This window comes from Embleya sp. L77 (assembly GCF_055557415.1).
The window spans coordinates 2,911,076-2,928,430 of record NZ_CM145709.1 but is presented as its reverse complement, the minus strand read 5'-3'; the positions used below and the strand labels follow the sequence as shown (position 1 = coordinate 2,928,430).

General features: G+C 71.6%; 24 protein-coding genes. 16 read left to right on the top strand and 8 right to left on the bottom strand.

Annotated elements, in window-relative coordinates:
* Positions 1-56: 56 nt before the first annotated feature.
* The 3 genes from mshD to ACZOOI_RS12295 all read right to left on the bottom strand — a co-directional run bounded on the left by mshD (position 57) and on the right by ACZOOI_RS12295 (position 2,943).
* On the bottom strand, positions 57-998 hold the full coding sequence (mshD, locus tag ACZOOI_RS12305) for a mycothiol synthase (protein WP_465280691.1): 942 nt from the start codon (positions 996-998) through the stop codon (positions 57-59).
* A gap of 44 nt (positions 999-1,042) precedes the next feature.
* Positions 1,043-2,062: a LacI family DNA-binding transcriptional regulator gene (locus ACZOOI_RS12300; RefSeq protein WP_391588147.1), complete on the bottom strand. Its 1,020-nt coding sequence runs from the start codon at positions 2,060-2,062 to the stop codon at positions 1,043-1,045.
* A 167-nt stretch (positions 2,063-2,229) separates the two neighbouring features.
* The gene (locus ACZOOI_RS12295) at positions 2,230-2,943 is read right to left on the bottom strand and encodes a winged helix-turn-helix domain-containing protein (RefSeq protein ID WP_395864396.1); all 714 of its coding nucleotides are present in this window, start codon (positions 2,941-2,943) and stop codon (positions 2,230-2,232) included.
* Between the two features lie 243 nt (positions 2,944-3,186).
* Here ACZOOI_RS12295 and ACZOOI_RS12290 point away from each other — a divergent pair, with 243 nt between their 5' ends.
* The 9 genes from ACZOOI_RS12290 to ACZOOI_RS12250 all read left to right on the top strand — a co-directional run bounded on the left by ACZOOI_RS12290 (position 3,187) and on the right by ACZOOI_RS12250 (position 9,648).
* Positions 3,187-3,945, top strand: coding sequence for an alpha/beta hydrolase (locus ACZOOI_RS12290; RefSeq protein WP_465280690.1), 759 nt, complete (start codon positions 3,187-3,189; stop codon positions 3,943-3,945).
* Between the two features lie 120 nt (positions 3,946-4,065).
* Positions 4,066-4,326, top strand: coding sequence for a MoaD/ThiS family protein (locus tag ACZOOI_RS12285; protein ID WP_391588149.1), 261 nt, complete (start codon positions 4,066-4,068; stop codon positions 4,324-4,326).
* Positions 4,323-5,888, top strand: coding sequence for a hypothetical protein (locus ACZOOI_RS12280; protein ID WP_465280689.1), 1,566 nt, complete (start codon positions 4,323-4,325; stop codon positions 5,886-5,888). The genes ACZOOI_RS12285 and ACZOOI_RS12280 overlap by 4 nt, the downstream gene beginning before the upstream one ends.
* A 116-nt stretch (positions 5,889-6,004) precedes the next feature.
* Positions 6,005-6,655, top strand: coding sequence for a sigma-70 family RNA polymerase sigma factor (locus tag ACZOOI_RS12275; protein WP_465280688.1), 651 nt, complete (start codon positions 6,005-6,007; stop codon positions 6,653-6,655).
* Positions 6,652-7,497, top strand: coding sequence for an anti-sigma factor family protein (locus ACZOOI_RS12270; RefSeq protein WP_465280687.1), 846 nt, complete (start codon positions 6,652-6,654; stop codon positions 7,495-7,497). Before ACZOOI_RS12275 ends, ACZOOI_RS12270 begins: the two co-directional genes overlap by 4 nt.
* 104 nt (positions 7,498-7,601) lie before the next feature.
* Positions 7,602-7,685, top strand: coding sequence for a putative leader peptide (locus tag ACZOOI_RS12265; protein WP_360319360.1), 84 nt, complete (start codon positions 7,602-7,604; stop codon positions 7,683-7,685).
* A gap of 233 nt (positions 7,686-7,918) precedes the next feature.
* Entirely contained in the window at positions 7,919-8,758 is an 840-nt protein-coding gene (locus tag ACZOOI_RS12260) for a sulfurtransferase (protein WP_465280686.1), read from the top strand.
* 42 nt (positions 8,759-8,800) lie between these two features.
* A complete protein-coding gene (locus tag ACZOOI_RS12255) occupies positions 8,801-9,094 on the top strand; it encodes a DUF1416 domain-containing protein (protein WP_020552259.1) in 294 nt (97 codons plus the stop codon).
* A 230-nt stretch (positions 9,095-9,324) separates the two neighbouring features.
* Complete coding sequence (locus ACZOOI_RS12250) at positions 9,325-9,648, top strand: DMT family transporter (protein WP_465280685.1); 324 nt, start codon at positions 9,325-9,327, stop codon at positions 9,646-9,648.
* Positions 9,649-9,672: 24 nt separating this feature from the next.
* Here ACZOOI_RS12250 and ACZOOI_RS12245 read toward each other — a convergent pair whose 3' ends face one another.
* On the bottom strand, positions 9,673-10,035 hold the full coding sequence (locus ACZOOI_RS12245) for a DsrE family protein (protein ID WP_465280684.1): 363 nt from the start codon (positions 10,033-10,035) through the stop codon (positions 9,673-9,675).
* A 241-nt stretch (positions 10,036-10,276) separates the two neighbouring features.
* Here ACZOOI_RS12245 and ACZOOI_RS12240 point away from each other — a divergent pair, with 241 nt between their 5' ends.
* The 3 genes from ACZOOI_RS12240 (at position 10,277) to ygfZ (ending at position 12,290) form a co-directional block, all read left to right on the top strand.
* Positions 10,277-10,792, top strand: coding sequence for a heme-binding beta-barrel domain-containing protein (locus ACZOOI_RS12240; RefSeq protein WP_465280683.1), 516 nt, complete (start codon positions 10,277-10,279; stop codon positions 10,790-10,792).
* A 75-nt stretch (positions 10,793-10,867) separates the two neighbouring features.
* Entirely contained in the window at positions 10,868-11,293 is a 426-nt protein-coding gene (locus ACZOOI_RS12235; RefSeq protein ID WP_465280682.1) for a Fur family transcriptional regulator, read from the top strand.
* Between the two features lie 46 nt (positions 11,294-11,339).
* Entirely contained in the window at positions 11,340-12,290 is a 951-nt protein-coding gene (gene ygfZ, locus ACZOOI_RS12230) for a CAF17-like 4Fe-4S cluster assembly/insertion protein YgfZ (protein ID WP_465280681.1), read from the top strand.
* 23 nt (positions 12,291-12,313) lie between these two features.
* Here the strand turns inward: ygfZ and ACZOOI_RS12225 are convergent, their stop codons facing one another.
* Both ACZOOI_RS12225 and dtd read right to left on the bottom strand, forming a co-directional pair.
* A complete protein-coding gene (locus ACZOOI_RS12225; protein ID WP_465280680.1) occupies positions 12,314-12,502 on the bottom strand; it encodes a hypothetical protein in 189 nt (62 codons plus the stop codon).
* Positions 12,503-12,623: 121 nt separating this feature from the next.
* Positions 12,624-13,049, bottom strand: coding sequence for a D-aminoacyl-tRNA deacylase (gene dtd / locus ACZOOI_RS12220; protein ID WP_360319310.1), 426 nt, complete (start codon positions 13,047-13,049; stop codon positions 12,624-12,626).
* A gap of 82 nt (positions 13,050-13,131) precedes the next feature.
* Between dtd and ACZOOI_RS12215 the strand changes: the two genes are divergently transcribed.
* The 4 genes from ACZOOI_RS12215 (at position 13,132) to ACZOOI_RS12200 (ending at position 15,254) form a co-directional block, all read left to right on the top strand.
* Complete coding sequence (locus tag ACZOOI_RS12215; RefSeq protein WP_360319312.1) at positions 13,132-13,653, top strand: RsiG family protein; 522 nt, start codon at positions 13,132-13,134, stop codon at positions 13,651-13,653.
* 192 nt (positions 13,654-13,845) lie between these two features.
* Positions 13,846-14,286, top strand: coding sequence for a helix-turn-helix domain-containing protein (locus ACZOOI_RS12210; RefSeq protein ID WP_465280679.1), 441 nt, complete (start codon positions 13,846-13,848; stop codon positions 14,284-14,286).
* 8 nt (positions 14,287-14,294) lie between these two features.
* Positions 14,295-14,789, top strand: coding sequence for a hypothetical protein (locus ACZOOI_RS12205; RefSeq protein WP_465280678.1), 495 nt, complete (start codon positions 14,295-14,297; stop codon positions 14,787-14,789).
* A 141-nt stretch (positions 14,790-14,930) separates the two neighbouring features.
* On the top strand, positions 14,931-15,254 hold the full coding sequence (locus ACZOOI_RS12200; protein WP_465281171.1) for a DUF2516 family protein: 324 nt from the start codon (positions 14,931-14,933) through the stop codon (positions 15,252-15,254).
* Between the two features lie 16 nt (positions 15,255-15,270).
* On the opposite strand, the gene ACZOOI_RS12195 is transcribed toward ACZOOI_RS12200, so the two are convergent.
* Together ACZOOI_RS12195 and ACZOOI_RS12190 are read right to left on the bottom strand one after the other, a co-directional pair.
* Positions 15,271-15,714, bottom strand: coding sequence for a response regulator (locus ACZOOI_RS12195; RefSeq protein WP_465280677.1), 444 nt, complete (start codon positions 15,712-15,714; stop codon positions 15,271-15,273).
* Positions 15,711-17,342 carry a sensor histidine kinase gene (locus ACZOOI_RS12190; protein WP_465280676.1) on the bottom strand — a complete coding sequence of 544 codons (1,632 nt, stop codon included), beginning with the start codon at positions 17,340-17,342 and terminating at the stop codon, positions 15,711-15,713. Before ACZOOI_RS12190 ends, ACZOOI_RS12195 begins: the two co-directional genes overlap by 4 nt.
* Positions 17,343-17,355 lie beyond the last annotated feature (13 nt).

The following is a 17,355-nucleotide window of genomic DNA, read 5'->3' as shown; positions in this document are numbered from 1 at the left end:
TGTGCACCTGTGCGACCCCGACCCGAAACAGATGTTCGCCAGGTTTCACACCGTGTTCAGCGTCGGTACATCACATCGACGGTGTGTACGCGAAAGCCCAATCGGGTGTACACCTTGACGGCCGCCTCGTTGTCCGCATCCACATAGAGCAGTGTTTCGGCGAGCGGGCGGCCCTCGACGGTGCGCTGGGCCAGGTGTCGCAGACCCACCGAGGTCAGCAGCGCGCCGAGCCCGCGGCCCTGCGCCGCCGGGTCGACGCCGACCACGTACACCTCGCCCAGCGGGCCCGAGTCCGCGGTCGCGGGGTGGGTCTTGGTCCAGTGGAAGCCGAGCAGCTCGCCGGTGTCGGTGTCCTCGGCGAGGAAGAACCCGGCCGGGTCGAACCACGGCTCGGCGAACCGGCGGCCCAGGTCGTCCGCCGTCCACGCGCCCTGCTCGGGGTGGTGCGCGAAGGCCTTGGCGTTGAGCGCCAGCCAGGCCTTGTCGTCCGTGCCGGGACGGAAGGTGCGCAGCCGCACGTCGGCGGGCATGTCCAGGTCGGGCACCGGGGTGCCGGCCGTGCGGCGCATCTGCCACAACTCGCGGAACGCGGTGAAGCCCAGCGCCGCGGCCAGCCGCTCGGCCGCGGGCAGCTTGCCGTGCGCCCACACCCGCAACCGGCCGGCCTCGTCGATCCGGGCCGCCTCGGCCGCCAGCGACTCCAGCAGTGCCCGGCCCAGGCCCGCGCCGCGCGCGGCCGGTGCGACGAACAGTTCGGCGGACGGGCCGTCCACGAGGTCCGAGCCGTCCAGGTGGGCGAAGCCGACGATCGCGGCGCCGTCCCGGGCGAGCAGCTCGCGCGCCGAGGGGGCGCCGTGCCGCAGCTCCAGACGGGACTGCTCGGACAGCGGCGAGGCGCCGTCGAGGCCGGCCGCCGCCTCCGCGAGGGCCAGCACGGCCGAGGCGTCTTCCACCGAGGCCCGATTCACCGTCTCGATCGACACATCCGCGAGGTCCATGGCCTCCACGGTACTGAGCGGTGTCGCGGGTCGTCGCGCGGCCGTCAGCCGCAACCGCAGCTGCGGCGGACCACCAGCGTGGAGGGGAAGGTGCGCACCCGGGGGTCGCCGGCCGCGGCCGGTTCGCGCTCCAGCGCCAGTTCCACCGCGGCGCGGGCCATGCCCGGTCGGTCGGAGGTCACCGTGGTCAGCGGCGGATCGGCGATGGCCGCCTCGGCGATGTCGTCGAAGCCCACCACGGCGAGGTCGTCCGGGACCCGCACACCCGCCTCGCGGGCCGCGTGCAGGACACCCATCGCCTGGTCGTCGGTCGAGCAGAACAGCGCCCGGGGCCGATCCGGGCCGGTCAGCAGCGACAAGGCGACCTGGTAGGCGCCGAACCGACCGAAGGGCGCCTCGTGCAGCAGCCCCTCGGTGGACAGCCCGCGCTCGGTCATCGCCCGCCGCCAGCCGGTGACGTGGTCGGTGACCGGGTCGCCCGAGTCCGGTGTGCTGGGCGGGCCGCCCAGGCAGTCCACCCGGGTGAAGCCGTGCGTGTCGATCAGGTGGCGGACGGCGGTGTAGGCGCCCTCGACGTCGTCCAGGATGACCGCGTCACCGCCGAGCGCGTCGGGCTGACGGTGCATCAGCACCACCCGCACGTCCCGGGTGGCGATCTCGCGCGCGGCGCGCTCCGAGGGGCCCTGGCTGACCAGCACGAGCCCGGACACCTGCATGCCGAGGAACGCGCGCACGTAGTGCAGTTCGCGGTCGTCCTCGTAGTCGGAATTGCCGATCAGCACCAGTCGGCCCTGCTCGAAGGCGGCCTGCTCGACGGTGTGCGCGAGTTCGGCGAAGAACGCCTGACGGGCGTCGGGCAGCACCAGACCGATCAGGTTGGTCCGGCGGCTGGCCATCGCCTGGGCGACGCTGTCGGGCCGGTAACCCAGCTTGTCTATCGCGGCGAGGACACGCTCGCGCGTGGCCGGCGCGACCGGGCGCGGGCCATTGTTGACGACGTAGGAGACCACCGCGGTGGAGGTCCCCGCGAGGCGGGCGACGTCGTCGCGGGTCACTTTGGGCACGCGGTCATTGTAGGGACGGGGACCGGCGCGACTCACGGGAGTTCACAACCTGGACGCGGGGCGGGATGCTTCTCCGCGTTCTTCCGGATAAGTCTGCTTTGTGCTGTGGCGCACGGAATTCGACGCTCCGTCGGTTCCACCGGACGGGCCCGGCACCGAGCGACGGGTCACGTACGATCGGCGAGCGCGGGCTCGCCGACGCCCCGATCGGGCACCACGAACCGGTAGCCGACGTTGCGCACCGTACCGATCAACGACTCGTGCTCGGGCCCGAGTTTGGCTCGCAGCCGGCGAACGTGCACATCGACCGTGCGGGTGCCGCCGAAGTAGTCGTAACCCCACACCTCCTGCAACAACTGGGCCCGGGTGAACACCCGGCCCGGGTGCTGCGCGAGGTACTTGATCAGTTCGAACTCCTTGAACGTCAGATCCAGCACCCGACCGCGCAGCTTCGCGCTGTAGGTGGCCTCGTCGATGCTCAGGTCGCCGTTGCGGATCTCGGTGGGCTCGTCCTCGGCCCCCTGCGCCGCCTGGAGCCGGCCGATCGCCAGCCGCAGGCGGGCCTCGACCTCGGCGGGCCCGGCGGTGTCCAGCAGGACGTCGTCGACGCCCCAGTCCGCGGTCAGCGCGGCCAGCCCGCCCTCGGTGGCCACCAGCACCAGCGGGGCGCCGACCCCGGTGGTCCGCAACACCCGACACAGACTGCGCACCTGCGGGAGGTCGCGCCGACCGTCGACCAGGATGACGTCCGCGGCCGGCGCGTCGACCAACGCGGACGCCTCCGCAGGCGCCACGCGTACCTGGTGCAGCAGCAGACCGAGTGCGGGCAGCACCTCGGCCGACGGCTGGAGCGCGTTCGTGAGCAGCAGCAGTGCACTCAACGGGACACCTCCCAAAACAGGCACAAAACACGAAAGGACCCGGGGCATCGTCGCCCGGATCCTTCATCGGTCGCCGACTCGTCCGATTCCGTAACCCTTCGGGAACCACTTCTGGGGTCCGTGGGGTGTGCCCGTCGTCGGAGGTGAGCCTGCGGGGTCAGGATAGCGAACATGTCTCGAGGAACCGACCTACCCGGGGATCTTCCCGCACTGCGGACACCTTCGGGTCCCCCGTTCACCGGAATGCCTGCACCCGAGCAGGCCGTCCTGATCACCGACGACGACGTGCGGATCAGCGCCGTACACCGGCCCGCGGCCGGTTTCGGGCCGCGCGATCGGGTCTTCGTGGTCGCCCACGGGTTCACCGGTTCGTGGCGCCGGCCCGCCGTCGGCGCGGTGCTCGAAGGGCTGCGCGCGCACGGCGGGGCGATCGGCTTCGATTTTCGTGGCCACGGCGCGTCCACCGGCCTGAGCACGGTGGGCGACCGCGAGGTACGCGACCTGGAGGCGGCCGTCGGGTGGGCTCGCAGGCTCGGCTACCCGCGGGTGGTCACGGTCGGCTTCTCGATGGGCGGCAGTGTTGTGCTGCGGCACGCCGCGCTGCACGGCGGGGTCGCGGCGGTGGTCGCGGTGAGCGCGCCGGCTCGCTGGTACTACCGGGGCACCCAGCCGATGCGCCGAGTGCACTTCGCGATCGAACGCCGGACCGGGCGCGCGGTGGCCCGCTTCGTGCTGCGCACCCGGATCTCCGCCCGGGAGTGGGATCCGGTGCCGCTCGCCCCGTTCGAGGCCGCCGCGGCGATCGCGCCCACGCCGCTGCTCGTGGTGCACGGCGACCGCGACCCGTACTTCCCGTTGGACCACCCCCGGCAGATCCACGATGCGGCCGGCACCCCGAAGGACCTGTGGATCGAGCCCGGCCTCGGGCACGCCGAGAACGCGGTCGGCGCCGACCTGGTGGATCGGATCGCCCGCTGGGCCCGGGCGCACACCGAGACGTGATCCGGACGCCGGGCGGCCGAACGTCCCGTCGGGAGGCGTCATCATGGATGCTGCACACTTCGGCGCCGTCGGGGCGCCGAAGCCCCGGACGCAGACACGGAACACACGGGAGGGCGCGCGATGGCGGTCGGCACCATGCGGTACTGGGCCGCGGCGAAGGAAGCCGCGGGCACGGCCGAGGAGCCGTACGACGCGGCCACCCTCGCCGAGGCGCTGCGGCGCGCCCGTGAACGGCACGACGACTCGACCCGCTTCGGCGCGGTCGTCGCGAACTGCTCGTTCGTCGTAGACGGCGACCCCGTCGGGCGGCGCGACCACACGGCGATCACCCTGACCGAGGGCGGCACCGTCGAGGTCCTGCCTCCCTTCGCCGGCGGATGAGCGGCCGACGCGGGCGCCCGGCGGGCGACCGATACGAGGAACCGGCCGGTTACCACCCCGCCGCGATCCCCGGCGATCCCCCGTTCGACCCGGGCCCGACCGAACCGGGTTACGGCGAGCAGGCGTTCGCGGCATCCGGCGAGTACTACGGCGAGCCGTACGACACACCCGCCGCCGACGCGTACGGCGGCCAACTCGGCGGCCATGCCGAATCCGGGCAGTACGTGCAGCCTGCCGACCACGGCTCGTACGGCTACCCGGCGGCGCCGTACCCGGTGGAGACCCGGCCGCAGGAGCCCTACTCTCGGGACGACGACCGCGGCCGGGAGTCCTATCCGCACGAGTCCTACCCGCAGGACTCCTATCCGCAGATCTCGCAGGCCCCGCAGGCATACGCCGAACCGCTGCCGAATGCGCCCGCCGGGGGATACGGCTACCCGGACGCCACCGAGATGTCGCCCGCGCTCGCCGAACCCGGGTGGGACGGTTACGGCTCGGGCCACGCGGACCGGGACGGTGCGACGAGCGTGCTGCCGGCGATCGTCGAGCCGATCCCCGACGCCGGGCCGGACTCGTATGGCGAGTATCGACCCCACGACGACCACCTGCGGAACGAGTCGGCGAAGTACACCGCGTTCGACCACGAGCAGGACCACGCCGACGTCGATCACGACTTCGGCTACGACCGCGACCACCCGAACGACGCGCCCGCCGAGTACGACGCCCACGACGCCCCGGCCGGCTCCGGGCGCAGGCTCGCCCGGGTGCCCGCCCAGCGCACCGGCGAGGCGCCCGCACGTACGCCCCGGACGCCGATCTGGGATCCGCCGGGCATGTTGCCGGCGCTGTGCACGGTCGGCCTGGCCGCCGTCCTGGCGGTGACCGCGATCGCCGGGAAGCCGGCCCTGCTGCTGGGCGTCGCGTTCCTCCAGGTGCTCACCGCCGCCGGATGGTTCCGGCTCAACGGCATGTGGCCGGCGCGCCAGGGCATCGCGCTGGTCGTGGTGGCCGCGTTCGGCACGGATGTCGCGGTCTACGCCAAGGGTGAGCAGGGTCTGGCGAGCGTGCCCGCCGTGCTCGCCGGCACGTTGTTGGTGATGCTCGCCCTCCAGGCCCGGAGCGGCGCCCGGCCGGGCGAGTTGTTGCCCGCGCTCACGGTGACCACGTCGGCCGCGCTGATCACCGCGTTCGACGTCGCCTACCTGGTCGCGGGCGAACTCCACGGCGGCCCGATCGACGCGGGCGCGGCCGTGGTGTGCGCGGTGCTCGCGGCCGGGGTCGCCACGCTGGTGCGGGCGGTGCCGCTGCCGCCTGCCGTTGCGCCGATTCCGTCCTGGCTGCTCGGCACCGCGGCGGGCGCCGCCGCGGGCATCGCGCTGGGCGGCGAAGCGCCGTACGCCGCGCTGCTCGGCGCCGCCGCCTCGGCGCTCGGGCTGCTCGGCCGGCGGGTCGCCGGCTACGACCATCCGTCCAGGTTCGTTCACTTCACCGCCGGTGTGTCCCTGCCGCTCGCACTCGCCGCTCCGGCCGCGTATCTGCTGGGCAGGGTCATGATCGGCTGATTATCCGTACGGCGGCGGCCCCGCCACGGGAGGATGCGGCCATGCCGTGGATACACCGCCGGCCCCGTCCCGGGAGCCGGGATGAACCGCCGGACCCGCCCACCCGTGCAGCGGGTGTGGCACAACGTTCGGAACTGCTCGGCGCCGAGGCCCAGGCGGATCCGGCGGCGGCCCGGGCCTTCCTGGCCCGACCCCCTGCCGGGGACGAGCGGCCCGCCGCCGACCCGCTGCACTCCGCCTCGCGAATATCCACCGCCGACGAAGCGGTCATCCGCACGCTCTACCTCGAACACGGCGGCCCGCTGCTCGGTTTCGCATTGCGCCTGACCGGCGGCGACCGGGCCTGGGCCGAGGACGTGGTCCAGGAGACGCTGCTGCGTGCGTGGCGTCATCCCGAGGCGCTGGACCCCGCCCGGGGTTCGGTGCGGGGCTGGTTGTGCACGGTGGCCCGCAACGTGGTGATCGACGTCGGCCGGGCCCGTCGGGCCCGCCCGCCCGAGACCGGCGACGCGGTGCTGGCGACGGTGGCGGACGAAGGCGCCGAGGCCGAGTTCGACCGGGCCGTGCTCGCCTGGGACGTCGCCGATGCGATGGCCGCGCTGAGCCCCGAACACCGCGCCGTGCTGCTGGAGACCTACTACCGGGGCAGTTCGGTGGCCGACGCGGCCAAGGCGCTGGGCGTGCCCGAGGGCACGGTCAAATCACGGACGTACTACGCGCTGCGAGCGCTGCGCGTGGCCTTGGAGGAAAGGGGGTTGGTCCCGTGACGGACACCGGGGACGAGAACGCGACGGCGAACGGCGCCGCTCCCGACGCGCATCCGCCGAAGCCGGCGGGCCCACCCGCACGGCTGGGCTGCGCGGTGGCCCGCCTGGATCTCGGCGCGTTCGTGGTCGGCGCCCTCGACGAGGACGAGGCCGTCCGCGTCCGGCAACACGTGGCCACGTGCCCGCGCTGCCGGGCCGAATACGAGGAACTCGCGGGCCTGCCCGCCCTGCTCGCCCGGCTGACCGAGGCGGAGGCACAGGCCAGCGGTGTGGCGGCGAACGGCGCCGCGCCCGCACGCGTGTTGTCCGCCGCGGCCCGGCAGGCGGATCGGAGCCGCCGGTTGCGCCATGCGGTGGCCGCCGCGGCGGCCGTGCTGATGGTCCTCGCGGGCCTCACCGGTTGGGCCCTCGGCGACTCCTCGGACACCGGCGACTCGGCCGCCGCGCCGCCGACGACCGCGGCACCGGGGCGCCCGTCCGGGACGGCCGGCCCGGCCGGCACCGCGACGCCGCCCGGGCAGCCGGGCGGTCGGATCGCCCGCGGCGGCGACCCGCGCTCCGGCATGGGTGCCGAATTGCGCTACGCCGCCACCGCGTGGGGCAGCAGCCTGGATCTGTCGCTGTCCGGCATCCGGCCGGGCACCCGCTGCCAGTTGGACGTCTACGGCACCCGGGGCCGGGTGGAGACGGCGTCCTCGTGGGTGGTCCCGAACGGCGGGTACGGATCCGGCGATCCGATTCGGGGCGCGACCAGCATCCCGGTCGGCGAGATCACCCGGTTCGCCGTCAAAACCGTCGGCGACGGTGAGCAATTGCTGGAGATCCCGCCCGCGCAACCATGACAAATCGCCAGTAATTGTCCGCCCATCTCAATGGGCGGACAATTTTGTCTCACATCCTGGGCCATGCATGACACGGACGGCCTACCCTCCCTACGATCGATGGTGTGAAGCGACAGGCGGATGACCTCACCAAGCGGCGCGCAGTGGACCTGTGCCGCACGCAGACCTGCCTGTGTTGCGCTGACTGACTTGCCGACAGTCGTCGATCGGCGATGCGCCCGAGGCGAATCGCGACCGGCCGTCGGACCCGGGACCCGAACCGTGTGACGACGCGGTGGAACGGGCGCCCGGCCCCGCGTAGCAACCACGGACACACCCACACCCCGCCTGCCGCGGCGCCGCGGCCTGCCCGGGTGTACCCCGAGACCGCGTACCGCCACATCGCGGCAATCCCGCGCACTTCTGCACCGGAGGTATCCCCATGAGCCGCTCCGACGTTCTGGTAGACGCCGACTGGGTCCAGGCCCACCTGGACGACCCGAAGGTCGTGCTCGTCGAGGTCGACGAGGACACCAGCGCCTACGTCAAGAACCACATCCGCGGTGCGGTCCGCATCGACTGGCGCGACGACCTGCAGGACCCGGTCAAGCGCGACTTCGTCGACGAGGCCGGCTTCTCCGCGCTGCTGTCGGCCAAGGGCATCTCCAACGACGACACCGTCGTGCTCTACGGCGGCAACAACAACTGGTTCGCGTCCTACGCCTACTGGTACTTCAAGCTCTACGGCCACGGCGACGTCAAGCTGCTCGACGGCGGTCGCAAGAAGTGGGAGCTCGACTCGCGCGAGCTGGTCGTCGAGGTGCCCGAGCGCGCCGCGACGAACTACGTGGCCAAGGAGCAGGACAAGTCGATCCGCGCCTGGCGCGACGACGTGCTCGCCGCGATCGGCACGCTGAACCTGGTCGACGTGCGTTCGCCCGACGAGTTCTCCGGCAAGCTGCTCGCCCCGGCGCACCTGCCGCAGGAGCAGTCGCAGAAGGCCGGCCACGTGCCGACCGCGAAGAACATCCCCTGGTCGAAGGCCGCCAACGACGACGGCACCTTCAAGACCAACGAGGAACTCACCGCGCTGTACGAGGGCGAGGGCGTGGACCTGTCGAAGGACACCATCGCCTACTGCCGGATCGGCGAGCGCTCCGCGCACACGTGGTTCGTCCTGCACGAGCTGCTGGAGCAGGGCAACGTCCGCAACTACGACGGTTCGTGGACCGAGTACGGCGCGCTGGTGGGCGTGCCGATCGAGCTCGGCGACGGCAAGTGACCGACGGCTACACCACCTACCCGACTTCAGGGAGCAAGAACGATGTGCGGTGCGAAGGCCGGCGGCCCGGATCTGGCAGGAGTTGACGTGGCGAAGGAAACCATCATCCAGGGGGCGGTGACCAAGGGCGGGCAGCCGATCAACGGCTACGTGCGCCTGCTCGACGCGGGCGGCGACTTCACCGCCGAGGTGCCCACGTCCGCGACCGGCCAGTTCCGGTTCTTCGCGGCGCCGGGCAACTGGACCGTGCGGGCGCTCGTTCCCGGCGCGACCGTGGACCGCAGCGTCGTGGTGTCCGAGAAGGGCACCGTCGCCGAGGTCGAGATCGCGGTCTGACCCCGACGGGGCGGGTCTCCTTCGGACGTACACCCTCGGACCCCGCAACCCGATCGGCGGAAAAACGGCTCCACCCCTCCCCACGTGCTCGGGGGAGGGGTGGAGTCGTTTGGTGTGTGCCCCGGGTCGCCCGGGCAGAAAGGTTTCCGTATCTTCGGTGGATCTGCCGGGGGGCAGATCCTTCGGAGTGCGGGGCACCGAAGGCAACGCGCGACGCCGGGAGGCAACACGTGGCATGGGTGATCGTGATCATCGCGGGGATCCTGGAGACCGGCTTCGCCATCATGCTCAAGCAGAGCCACGGATTCACCCGGTTGTGGCCCACGATCGGCTTCGCCACGTGCGCACTGGGCAGCTTCGGGCTGCTCACCTATGCGCTCAAGTCGCTGGAGGTCGGCCCCGCGTACGCCGTGTGGACCGGAATCGGCGCGGCGGGCACCGCACTCGTGGGCATCTGGCTCCTGAACGAGGGCGCGTCGCCGCTCAAGCTGATCTCGATCGGCCTGGTCCTGCTCGGCGTGATCGGCCTGAACATCTCCGGAATCAGCCACTGATCCCGGACCCGTGCGGGCGCACGGTCAGTACACGAGCGCCTGGGCGTCGTCCGCGAGCGCTTCCTGGACGAACACCTGGGCGCCGGCGATCCGGATCCCGGGCAGCACGTCGTCACCGGTGATCTCCCGGCGCGCCGCACACTGCGTGCACAGGGTCACCCGGCCGCCCGCGATCAGCGCGTCGAGCAGGTCCGGCAGCGGCGCGGCATGCGGCAGTTCGAACGCGGCGGCCCGCCCGGGCAGCGCGAACCAGGAGGACTCGCCGGTGAGCCACAGCGACACGTCCACCCCGGACGCGAGCGCCACCGACGCCACCGTGAACGCCTGGGAGCAGCGCTCCGGTGCGTCCTGACCTGCGGTGACCTTGACCACGAGAGATCGCTTCACGGCCCGCAGCCTATACACTGAGGCCGTTTGGCACCCGGCCGGGACGACCTGGCCCACCCGTTCGAAGCACGAGGAGCACCCGGGCGATGCACATCTTCTTCATTGCACTGCTGGCCGTGGTCGGCGTCCTCGTCGCGTGGTTCGCCGCGCTGACCGTGTCCAAGCTGTACAAGGGCCAGAACTGAGCGCGGGCCCGGTAGGCTGACCCGCCGTACCCGACCCCGGAAGCGGCCGCCCCACCATGATCGAAATCCCGGACGACCTGCACTTCGACGCCGTCCCGCTCGCGTTCCTGCTCGGCACCTGGGAAGGTGCCGGTGTCGGCGACTACCCGACCATCGAGGCGTTCCGCTTCGGCCAGCAGATCACCTTCGGCTACATCGCGAACAAGCCGTTCCTCACCTACACCTCGCGCACCTGGCTGCTCGACGACGCGGGTGAGCGGGTGCGTCCGCTCGCGACCGAGACCGGCTTCTGGCGTTCGAAGCTGGACGGCTCGATCGACGTGACCCTCGCCCACCCCACCGGGATCGTGGAGATCTGGTTGGGCAAGGTGGACGGTCCGCGGCTGGAGATGCGCACCGACGTGGTCGCGCGCACCGAGGACGCGAAGGAGTACACCGCCGGACACCGGCTGTACGGCCTGGTCAAGGGCGAGTTGATGTACGCGTACGACATGGCCGCGATGGGCCGGCCGCTCCAGGCCCACGTTTCGGCCCAACTCAAGCGCGTCGACGCGGACCTCGCGGCCGAATAGCGCCGCGCGGCACCGCACCGGACCCGACCACGACGCGTGGCCCGGGGACCGGTTCGCGCTCGTAGACTTTCGTGCGTGAGCACTGACTGGAAGCACGAACTTCGGGAGAAGGGCTACCGGCTCACGCCGCAGCGCCAACTCGTCCTCGAAGCGGTGAACACCCTGGGCCACGCGACACCGGACGAGATCCTGGTGGAGGTGCACAAGACCGCCGGCGGGATCAACATCTCGACCGTCTACCGCACCCTCGAACTGCTCGAACAACTCGACCTGGTCACGCACACCCACCTGGGCCACGGTGCGCCGACCTACCACCCGGCCGACGTCGGCGGCCATCTGCACCTGGTCTGCCGGGACTGTCGGCGGGTGATCGAGGTGGGCACCGAGGTGGCCGCCGCGATGGGCGAGCGGCTGCGGACCGAGCACGGGTTCGACATCGACCTCGCGCACTTCGCGATCTTCGGTCGCTGTGCCGACTGCACCGCCGCCCGGGTTCGCTGAGACCGCGGCAACGGTGTCGGCCGGGCCGGTCTCGTACTGTGGGGACATGCCCACGAGCCCTTTGTTGTCCCTGCCCGGCGCGGTCGCCGCGGAAGCCCCCGACGCCGGCGTCGCCGCGCATTACGGCGATCCCCTGCGCGAACAACGTCGGCTGGAAGCGGGCGAGGGTTTCGTCGACCTCTCGCACCACGACGTGATCAAGGTGAGCGGCCCGGACCGGCTGAGCTGGCTGCACTCGCTCACCACACAACACCTGACCGACCTGAAGCCGCATGTGGCGACGATGACGCTCGTGCTGAGTCCGCACGGGCACATCGAGCACGCGCTGTACGGCGTGGACGACGGCGAGGCGTTCTGGGCCCACCTGGAGCCCGGCGAGGCGCCGGCCCTGGTCGAGTTCCTGGACCGGATGCGCTTCATGCTGCGGGTCGAGGTCGCGGACGTGTCCGCCGACTTCGCGATCGTGCACGAGGCGGGCGACGGCGGCGACACACCCGCGGACGTGCTGGTGCGCGAGGCCGCCTACGGGCGCGAGTTGTTCCTGCCGCGCGAGCGGCTGGAGCAGTACGGGCGCGAGCACGCGCACCCGGCCGGCATGTGGGCCTACGAGGCGCTGCGGATCGCCGCGTACCGGCCTCGGCTGGGCCTGGAGACCGACCACCGCACGATCGTGCACGAGCTGGGCCTGATCGACACCGCGGTGCACCTGGACAAGGGCTGCTACCGGGGGCAGGAGACGGTCGCGCGCGTGCACAACCTGGGTCGGCCGCCGCGCCGGCTGGTCTTCCTGCACCTGGACGGCACCCCGGAGGCACTGCCCGAGCACGGCGCGCCGGTCGAACTCGCGGGCCGCCAGGTCGGCTTCGTCACCAGCGCGGTGCGCCACCACGAACTCGGCCCGATCGCGCTGGCGCTGATCAAGCGCAACACCGCGGTGGACGCCGAACTCCTGGCCGGCGGCGTGCCGGCGACCCAGGAGGTCGTGGTCCCCGCGTGACCCCAGGCCCGCGGGCCCGGGCCCTAGCGGATCTCGCGGCGGCGGATGCGGTGCAGGCGCCGCCGCTGCGAGCGGTCCAGGGCGAAGTAGGCGACGACCGGAAGGCCGATCGCGACCGCCACGATGGTCCAGGCGATCCACGAGGGCAGCACGATCAGTGCGATGACGGCGACGACGATCCCGGCCGCGATGTACGGCCCGCGGTGCGACATGGTCCAACCCCTTCGGTCGGTGTACCCGACGCCCATTCTCCTTCCCCGTTCCGCCGCGGAACATGGGGAGAACCCCCGGAACCGGTGAATCCCGGACCCGGCCCCGCGCCCACGGCCGAGGTCACATGTCCACGACGAGGGTCATCGGGCCGTCGTTGACGAGTGCGACCTTCATGTCGGCGCCGAACACCCCGGTGGCCACGTCGGCCCCGAGCGCACGCAGCGCCGCGACCACCTCGGCCACCAGCGGTTCGGCGACCGGACCCGGGGCGGCCTCGTTCCAGGTCGGCCGACGACCCTTGCGGGCGTCGCCATAGAGGGTGAACTGGCTGATCACCAGCAGTGGGGCGGACAGGTCCGAACAGGACTTCTCGCCGTCCAGGACGCGCAGGCTCCACAGCTTGGCGGCCAGCCGGCGGGCGATCTCGGGAGTGTCGGTGTGCGTCACGCCGACCAGGACGCACAGCCCGGGGCCCACGATCGAGCCGACCACCTCCCCCTCGACGGTCACGGATGCTTCGGTCACGACCTGCAGGACGGCACGCATGAGCCCATTCTGCACACCCGTCCGGACCGATTCCGTGGCATCTGGCACGCGATGGTCTGCCCGACATGACACGATGCGTCTCATGGTGGATCTTCCCGACGGAGTGGCCCCGGAGGCCATCCGCGCACTCACGCTGAGTCGGGTTCGCGAACTCATGCGTGACGCTCAGCGCGAGGAGAACGATCTGTCCTATCTGCGGAGGCTGCTCCAGGGGCGGATCGACATCCTGCGTGCCGAACTGGCCCGGCGATCCGGCCGGGACGGCGCCGAGCCGACCTCACCGGTGGTGGGCCGGCTGCCCGAGATCCTGTCCGAGTCCAGACCGCCCACCCGCGGCGCGCGGCACGTCAACGTCCAGCCGCCGCGCACCGATCGTTACCGCAGCTGGATCGAGCAACTGCTCGCCGACGTGGGCCTGTCCGACCTCGCCGCGCACACCGACGCGGAACTGGGCGAGGCGCTGGACAAGCTCGGCACCCACGAACAGGAGGTGTCCTCGCGCCGGCACCGCCTCCAGCGCACCGCCGACGACTGCGCCGCCGAGATCACCCGTCGCTATCGCGAGGGCGAGGCGAAGGTGGAGGACCTGCTGTCGGGTCGCTGACCGCCCCGGCGCGGGCCACCCACCCCGAGCGCCCCGCCGCGATCGTCCACCCTGCGCCCCCGTTCGATCGCCGGCCCCGACCCCGTCCCGTTCCGGCGCTCCCGCCCCGACCCGCCGCTCCGATCACCCGTTTGCATGCGACTGCAAGCAGGGTGCTTGCAATAGCAAGCACGGTGTGTGCATGCTGGAGTCATGGCTGGTCTGAACGTCGGCTCGCTGGGTGAGTACATCCGGGAGCAGCGCCGCAACGCGCAGTATTCGCTTCGGCAACTCGCCGAGGCGGCCGGGGTCTCCAACCCCTATCTGAGTCAGATCGAGCGCGGTCTGCGGCGGCCGAGCGCGGAGATCCTGCAGCAGATCGCCAAGGCGCTCCGCATTTCGGCCGAGACGCTCTACGTGCAGGCGGGCATCCTCGACGAACGCGAGGAGGGTGACCGTGAGGTGCGCACCGCGATCATGGCCGATCCGGCGATCAACGACCGCCAGAAGCGGGTCCTCATCGAGATCTACGAGGCATTCCGCAAGGAGAACGCGCAGGACGGCGTCGTGCGGGACGAACGGGGCGCCGCCGACGGAACCGAGAACGGCAAGGCCGGCCGGGCCGTAACCGACCACCTCGATCCCGAGGAGTGAGGAACACCATGGCAATCGCCACGGAACTGAAGAAGACCCTGACCGACACCACCCCGCTGTACGCCGTCGCCGGCGCCGGCGACCTGGTGGTGGAGAAGCTGCGGGAGCTGCCCGAGCGCTTCCGCGCCGAGGTCACCACCGACCCGAAGGTGCTGCGCGAGCGTCTCCAGACGCTCCCCGACCGCACCCAGACCTTCGCCAAGTCCCAGGTGGACCGGGCCAAGGAGCTCTACGACGACCTCGCGGCACGCGGCGAGAAGCTGGTCAAGCGGGTCGACCGGCAGGAGAGCACCAAGCAGGCCAAGACGGCCGTGCGCACGACCGAGAGCAAGGCCAAGGCGACCTCGACCGCGGCCAAGCGCGGCGTCGCCAATGCCAAAACCCAGGCCAAGTCCGCGGCCACCGCCGCCGGCAAGGCCGCGGACGCGGCGGCGGTGGCGGTCGAGCAGGCCGCCCGCAAGGTCGGCGATTCGAACTCCAAGCCCGCCGGCTCGAACGCCTGACCCTCGGCACGCCATCCACCCGATGCCGCCTCGGCAACCCCCGAGGCGGCATCGGGCATGCCAGACTGGAATCCCGCACGACGTGGCGGCACGGGGCGGCCGCGCAGAGGAGGATCGATGGAACTGGCCATGGCCGATGGTCTGCTGACGGCCAAGTTCGACCAGGTGCTGACGTGGCTCTTCCTCGGCATTCTGCTGCTCAAGGTGTTCTGCCTGTTCGACGCCGCCTTCCGGCGCGAGGACGCGTACCGCGCCGCGGACAAGAAGAAGAAGTCCTTCTGGCTGATCCTGTTGGGTCTCGCGGTCGTGGTCGACGTGCTGCCCACCGGCCTGGGCCTGATGCTCATGCTCGCCGGCCTGGTCGCGGCGATCGTCTACCTCGTCGACGTGCGGCCCGCGCTCAAGGAGGTCGCCGGCGGTCGCGGCGGGGGCCGCAACAACATGGGACCGTACGGTCCCTGGTGAACCGCCCCCGCCGCGCTCAGCGTGTGGGCAGCTTGACCACCGAGACGAAGAACTCGTCGATGTGCCGCACCACGTTGATGAACTGCTCGAAGTCCACCGGCTTGGTGACGTAGGCGTTCGCGTGCAGGTGGTAGCTGCGCAGCACGTCCTCCTCGGCCTCGGACGTGGTCAGCACGACCACCGGGATCCGGCGCAGATCCTCGTCCGCCTTGATCTCCTCCAGTACCTCCCGGCCGTCCTTGCGCGGCAGGTTGAGGTCCAACAGGATCAGGTCGGGGCGCGGCGCGCCGGCGTACTCGCCCTCGCGCCGCAGAAATGCCACCGCCTCGACTCCGTCGCTGACCACGTGCAGCGAGTTGCGCACCTTGTTGTCCGCGAACGCCTCGCGCGTCATCAGCACATCGCCCGGGTCGTCCTCGACCAGCAGGACCTCGATGGCTCCCGCGACGGGTTGGGTCATGCGTTGCTCCCTCGTACCGCTTCTTCTTCCGCCGGTCCCTGGGACTGCGGCTCGGACGTCTTCGGTTCCAAATCCGGCGCGGACTCCGACCCGTTGGCCGGGGTGGCCGTCGGTGCGGATTCGCGCGGTTCCGGCAGTTCGGTGGGCGGCGGGCCGGGCAGGGTCCAGCGAATCGTGGTGCCGCCGGTGACCTCGGGGTCCAGCCAGATCCGGCCGCCGTGGTACTCCACGATCTTCTTGCACATCGCCAGGCCGATGCCGGTGCCGCTGTAGGCGTCCTTGGGGTGCAACCGCTGGAAGATCACGAAGATCCGGTCGGCGTACTGCGGTTCGATCCCGATGCCGTTGTCGACGCAGGCGAACTCCCACTGCTCGCCGTCCCAGCGGGCCCCCAGATGTACGCGCGGGACCTCCCGGGCGTGGAACTTGATCGCGTTGCCGACCAGGTTCTGCACCAACTGGCCCAGCAGCACCCCGTCGCCCGGCACCGTGGGCAGCGGGTCGGCAGTGATCTGCGCGCCGCTCTCCTCGCGGGCGACGGCCAGCGCGTGCAGCGCGTGGTCCAGGCACTCGTGCAGGTCGACGTCGCCCTTCTCGGTGTCCAACCGGCCCACCCGAGAGAACGCGAGCAGGTCGTTGATCAGCGTCTGCATGCGTTTGGCGCCGTCCACCGCGAACGCGATGTACTGGTCGGCGCGCTCGTCCAGTTGGCCCTTGTACCGCTTCTCCAAAAGCTGGCAGAAGCTGGCCACCTTGCGCAGCGGCTCCTGCAGGTCGTGCGAGGCCACGTAGGCGAACTGCTCCAACTCGGCGTTGGACCGGCGCAGATCCTCGGCCTGCTCGTCGATCAGTACCCGGGCCGCCTCGGTGCTGTGCAACTCCTCGACGATCCGGTCGCGCATCGAGTTCACGTCGTGGGCGAGCGCGGTGATCTCGGCCGGCCCGCGACCGGTCAACACCTGGCTGTATCGGCCCTCGGTGACCTGGCGGACCTGCTCGCCCAGATGTTCCAGCGGGCGGGTGACCATCCGTCGAAACAGCAGCGCTATCAGCAGGACCAGCGCGGCGAACAGCGCGGCCACCGCGATCAGCGTCGCGGTCAACATGGTCGCGTCGCTTGTGAGCTCGTGCCGGGCGCGGGCCCGCTCGTCGCCCAGGTCGGCCTGCTGGGCCGTGGTCGCCGCACGCACCGCGTCGAACATCTGCTTGCCCTGATCGGGCACCGCGCTCGCGGCCGCCCGGTCGGCGAGCGCGGGTTCCGCATAGGCCGCGCGCCAGACCCGCGCCCGGGTGCCGACCTCGGCCAGGTCGGCCCGCAGCCGGTCGCCCTCCGCCGAATCCGGCAACAACCGCTCCAGGCTCGCGTACGCCCGCTCCTCCTCGGCCCGGCCCTGCGCGTACGGCTCGCGGAAACTCGGGTCGCCGCTGATGATCCAGCCGCGGACGCCGGTCTCCTGGTCGATCAGCGCGTTCTCCAGCCGCAGTGCCGCGTTGGCGGCCGGTTCCAGCCGGTTGAGGACGGTGTGCCGCGAGTCGTTCAGCCTGGATATCGCCAGCGCGCCGACCACCGCGGAGATCACGATCACCAGTGCGAGCAGCCCCAGACCCAGGCCGACGACCTGGCGCATGCGGGGTCCGCCC

Coding starts and splice junctions, on each gene's coding strand:
- mshD (WP_465280691.1), bottom strand. CDS start 998: ATGGACCTCGCGGATGTGTCGATCGAGACGGTGAATCGGGCCTCGGTG.
- ACZOOI_RS12290 (WP_465280690.1), top strand. CDS start 3,187: ATGCCTGCACCCGAGCAGGCCGTCCTGATCACCGACGACGACGTGCGG.
- ACZOOI_RS12285 (WP_391588149.1), top strand. CDS start 4,066: ATGGCGGTCGGCACCATGCGGTACTGGGCCGCGGCGAAGGAAGCCGCG.
- ACZOOI_RS12280 (WP_465280689.1), top strand. CDS start 4,323: ATGAGCGGCCGACGCGGGCGCCCGGCGGGCGACCGATACGAGGAACCG.
- ACZOOI_RS12260 (WP_465280686.1), top strand. CDS start 7,919: ATGAGCCGCTCCGACGTTCTGGTAGACGCCGACTGGGTCCAGGCCCAC.
- ACZOOI_RS12255 (WP_020552259.1), top strand. CDS start 8,801: ATGTGCGGTGCGAAGGCCGGCGGCCCGGATCTGGCAGGAGTTGACGTG.
- ACZOOI_RS12240 (WP_465280683.1), top strand. CDS start 10,277: ATGATCGAAATCCCGGACGACCTGCACTTCGACGCCGTCCCGCTCGCG.
- ygfZ (WP_465280681.1), top strand. CDS start 11,340: ATGCCCACGAGCCCTTTGTTGTCCCTGCCCGGCGCGGTCGCCGCGGAA.
- ACZOOI_RS12225 (WP_465280680.1), bottom strand. CDS start 12,502: ATGTCGCACCGCGGGCCGTACATCGCGGCCGGGATCGTCGTCGCCGTC.
- dtd (WP_360319310.1), bottom strand. CDS start 13,049: ATGCGTGCCGTCCTGCAGGTCGTGACCGAAGCATCCGTGACCGTCGAG.
- ACZOOI_RS12215 (WP_360319312.1), top strand. CDS start 13,132: ATGGTGGATCTTCCCGACGGAGTGGCCCCGGAGGCCATCCGCGCACTC.
- ACZOOI_RS12210 (WP_465280679.1), top strand. CDS start 13,846: ATGGCTGGTCTGAACGTCGGCTCGCTGGGTGAGTACATCCGGGAGCAG.
- ACZOOI_RS12205 (WP_465280678.1), top strand. CDS start 14,295: ATGGCAATCGCCACGGAACTGAAGAAGACCCTGACCGACACCACCCCG.
- ACZOOI_RS12195 (WP_465280677.1), bottom strand. CDS start 15,714: ATGACCCAACCCGTCGCGGGAGCCATCGAGGTCCTGCTGGTCGAGGAC.
- ACZOOI_RS12190 (WP_465280676.1), bottom strand. CDS start 17,342: ATGCGCCAGGTCGTCGGCCTGGGTCTGGGGCTGCTCGCACTGGTGATC.